The organism is Nocardiopsis listeri (assembly GCF_020741345.1).
Classification (GTDB): Bacteria; Actinomycetota; Actinomycetes; order Streptosporangiales; family Streptosporangiaceae; genus Nocardiopsis; species Nocardiopsis listeri_A.
In genome coordinates this window covers 1-3929 of the sequence record NZ_DYZD01000254.1, presented here as the reverse complement: position 1 = coordinate 3929, position 3929 = coordinate 1, and the positions used below count along the sequence as shown (strand labels likewise).

3 protein-coding genes are annotated in these 3929 nt (G+C 71.5%); 2 read left to right on the top strand and 1 reads right to left on the bottom strand.

From position 1 onward, the window contains the following. Together K8V84_RS13240 and K8V84_RS13235 are read left to right on the top strand one after the other, a co-directional pair. The coding region (locus K8V84_RS13240; protein ID WP_304074571.1) for a M20/M25/M40 family metallo-hydrolase at positions 1–1500 on the top strand (1500 nt) is incomplete at its 5' end. Between the two features lie 42 nt (positions 1501–1542). Next, complete coding sequence (locus K8V84_RS13235) at positions 1543–2304, top strand: M48 family metallopeptidase (protein ID WP_304074570.1); 762 nt, start codon at positions 1543–1545, stop codon at positions 2302–2304. A 4-nt stretch (positions 2305–2308) separates the two neighbouring features. On the opposite strand, the gene K8V84_RS13230 is transcribed toward K8V84_RS13235, so the two are convergent. Continuing rightward, positions 2309–3929 (bottom strand): elongation factor G (locus tag K8V84_RS13230; RefSeq protein ID WP_304074568.1); only part of this gene is annotated, 1621 nt, incomplete at its 5' end.

Here is a 3929-nt window from a genome sequence, read left to right as displayed (position 1 = left end):
GAGACCCGTCAGGAGTGGGCCGGCACCGTCATGATCGTGGCCCAGCCGGGCGAGGAGACCCTCGACGGTGCCCAGGGCATGATCGACGACGGCCTGTTCGACCGGTTCGGACGGCCCGACATCATCCTCGGCCAGCACCTCGGCCCGCAGCCCGCCGGACTCATCTCCCACCGCGCCGGCATCATCCTCGGCGCCGCCAACGCCTACCGGGTGCGCGTCTTCGGGGAGGGCGGCCACGCCTCCCAACCGCACACCACCGTCGACCCGGTGCTCATCGCGGCCAACATCGTCAGTCGCCTCCAGGGTGTGGTCTCCCGCGAGATCAGCCCCAGCGAGATGGCGGTCCTCACCGTCGGCAGGATCCAGGCCGGCACCAAGGCCAACATCATCCCCGACGAGGCGTACCTGGAGATCAGCACCCGGGCGCTGAACGAGAACGTCATCGAGCAGCTTGAACAGGCGATCGAGCGGATCGTGCGGGCCGAGGCCGCGGCCTCCGGTGCCGGCCGCGAACCCCGGGTCGAGCGCTTCCAGGGCAGTGGGGTCACCCACAACGACCCCGTGAGCACCTCCGACGTCGCCTCCGCGCACCTCGCCTACTTCGGCGAGGAGTACGTCATCCACCTGCCCGACCCCTCCCCGTCCACCGAGGACTTCTGCCGCTTCGGTCTGCCCGAGGACCCGCAGCCCATCCCGTACGTGTTCTGGTTCGTGGGCGCCACCCCGCACGACGTGTGGGAGGCGGCCCCCGGTGACACGCCCTACGAGAAGATGGGCAACGTCCCGAGCAACCACTCGCCGTTCTTCTCGCCCGCCCGCGAACCCACGCTCCGGGCCGGACTGGCCGCGCTGACCGTGGCCACCCTGGCCTACCTGGGCAGCGACAACAAGAACCCGTCGACACCGAGCCTGCCGCCGACCGAGGTCCCGGCCGGCCCGGCCTTCGCCGGACCCGCTCCCACCGAAGCGGCGGACCCGCGCGCCACCACCGGCGGCGGCGAGAGCATGGCCCCCTCCGGGGGCTACGCCGCTCCGGAGCCGGTGGCGGACGGATACATGGGTGTGCCCTCGGGGCCGCAGGACGCCTACTCGGGTTTCCCGCCGCCCTCCGAGAACGAGTCGGACCCTCTCGCCGGGCCGCCCCCCACGGGGTCGCCCTTCGGTGAGAGCAACGACGCCTACGACAGCGCGTTCCTCGCCTCGTCCTGGCCGGCGCCCGACGAGCCCGCCGTGGAGTCCACCGCCGACGCCGACATGGGCGCGGTCATGGGCGAACAGGATCGGGAGCTGCGCGCCGAGTGGCGTAGCGGCAGGGGAGAGGAGTCGACCCTGTCCGCGGACATGGCCGCCCTCATGGACGAGGAGACCGCGCCTCCGCCGCCCTCGGGCCCTCCGGCCGGCCCGGCCTACGGCGGTCCGCCGCCGGTGGGCGGAGCGCACGACGCGCCCCCGCCCCCGGGAATCGACGACGATCGGCCCGACTCCCAGTACCGGTACTGACCGCGCGTGGGGGCCATCCCGTGGCGATGGGGTGACCCCCGTGTGCGCCGGTCCCTGCGACATCACCGGGAAACGCCCATTCTGGTGGGATGTGTCCTGGTCACGCTGTTCACCGTCGCGGGAGCGGTCAGCCGTGCCCTGTCAGGTGACCCCAACGAGCCGTTGCTACTGCTGAGCATCCCCGCGCTGGTGTACTTCGTGCGGGGCCAGCTCTACGCCCGCCAGCGGGTCAACGGGGTGCGCATCACCGAGGAACAGTTCCCCGAGGCGTACCGGATGGTGGCCGAGGCCGCCGAACGCTTCGGTATGCGTCAGGTGCCCGACGCCTACGTGGTGCTCGGCAACGGTGTCATCAACGCGTTCGCGTCCGGGCACGGGTTCCGTCGCTACGTCGCCGTCAACAGCGACCTGTTCGAGGTGGGCGCCCGCGACCCGGACGCGCTGCGGTTCGTGATCGGTCACGAGGTCGGCCACATCGCCGCCGGGCACACGTCGTTCTGGCGACAGTTCGCGGTGTCGGTCGCCAACGTGATCCCCGGGGTGGGCAGCACCCTGGGGCGCGCGCAGGAGTACACCGCCGACAACCACGCCTACGAGTACTGTCCCGAGGGGGTCCAGGGGCTGCGGATCCTGGCCGCGGGCAAGTACCTCTACCGGGACGTGGACTTCGACGACATCTCCGCACGCGCGCACACCGACACCGGGTTCTTCGTCATGCTGGTCAACCTGCTCTCCAGCCACCCGGTCAACACGTTCCGCTTCGCAGCCCTGGCCGACCGCGACCGACCCGGTCGCGTCCTCTGAGGCTCTAGCGACGACGTACGTGCTCGGGCAGGCGTTCGTGGCGCAGGTAGTCGCGGGTGAACTCGCCGGTGCCGTGCGAGACCGACCGCAGCTCCACCGCGTAGCGCACGATCTCCAGCTCGGGGACCTCCGCCCTGACGATCACCCGGCCACCGTCGGCCGCCTCGGTGCCCACCACCCGGCCACGCCGGGCCGACAGATCGCCGAGCACCGCTCCCAGGTGTGCCTCGTCCACCTCCACGGTCACGCTGTCCACCGGTTCCAGCACCGTGCGGTCACAGGTCGAGGCGGCGTCGCGAAGGGCCAGGCGTCCCGCCTTCTGGAAGGCCATGTCGGAGGAGTCCACCGAGTGCGCCTTTCCGTCGTACAACGTGACCCGCAGGTCCACCAACGGGTGGCCGTCGTCCACCCCCTCGGCCATCTGGGCGCGTACGCCCTTCTCCACGGACGGAATGAACTGCCGCGGCACCACACCGCCCACGATCCGGTCGACGAACTCCAACCCCGCTCCGGACTCCAACGGCTCCACCCGGATCCGGCAGACCCCGAACTCGCCGTGGCCACCGCTCTGCTTCACGTTGCGGCCGGTGCCCTGGGCGGGCGCGGAGAACGTCTCCCGGAGCGGGATGCGGATGTCGTCGGTGCGGACCCGCACCCCGTAGCGGTGTTCCAACCGATCCAGGGCCGCGTCGAGGTGCGCCTCGCCCAGGCTCCACAGGACCATCTGGTGGGTCTCGGAGTCGACCTCCACCCGCAGCGACGGGTCCTCGGCCACCAGACGCGACACCGCCTGGGAGAGCTTGTCCTCGTCCGAAGCCGAGGCGGCGGTGAGCGCCACCGGCATCATCGGATCCGGGAACGCCCACGGGGACACCCGCAGCGGACGCTCCGGTGAGGAGAGGGTGTCGCCGGTGCGCGCGGCCATCAGTTTGGCGACCGTGCCCAGATCACCGGCGATCACCTCGCCGGCGGGACGGGCGTCACGGCCCAACGGAACCGACAACGCGCCGATCCGCACCTCGTCTCCGGTGCGGTCGAGTTCGTCGGAGCGGCCCGGCCCGGAGCCCATCCCGTGGCCGTGCAGGTGCACGGTGGAGTCCGGGGTCAGGGTGCCGGAGAACACCCGAACCAGGCTCATCCGACCCACGTAGGGGTCGCCGGTGGTGCTCAGGACCTCCGCCACCAAGGGGCCGTCCGGATCGCAGGACAACCCCTCCGCGGAACGCCCGTCCGGCCGGACCACCGTCGGGAACGGGCGCCGGGTCGGATCGGGACAGGACAACGGGAGTTCGCGCAGCAGCTCTCGCACCCCCACGCCATGGGTGAGACCGAGCGCCAGCACCGGGTGGAACCCGCCCGCCGCCACCGCCTGCTTCAGATCCGCGATGAGCAGGTCCGGGTCGAGGGTTCCTCCCTCCATGTAGCGTTCCATGAGCGCCTCGTCCTCGCTCTCGGTGATGACCTCCTCGATGAGGGTCTGGCGGAGCGCGCCCGCGGACTCGCCCAACCGGTCCGGTGCGGGACGTGAGGCGGGGGCGGATTCGAGTCCGCCCCCGTCGGAGTAGTCGTAGTAGCGCTCGGAGATCAGTCCCCACAGGCCCACGAGCGAGCGTCGGTCGCCGTCG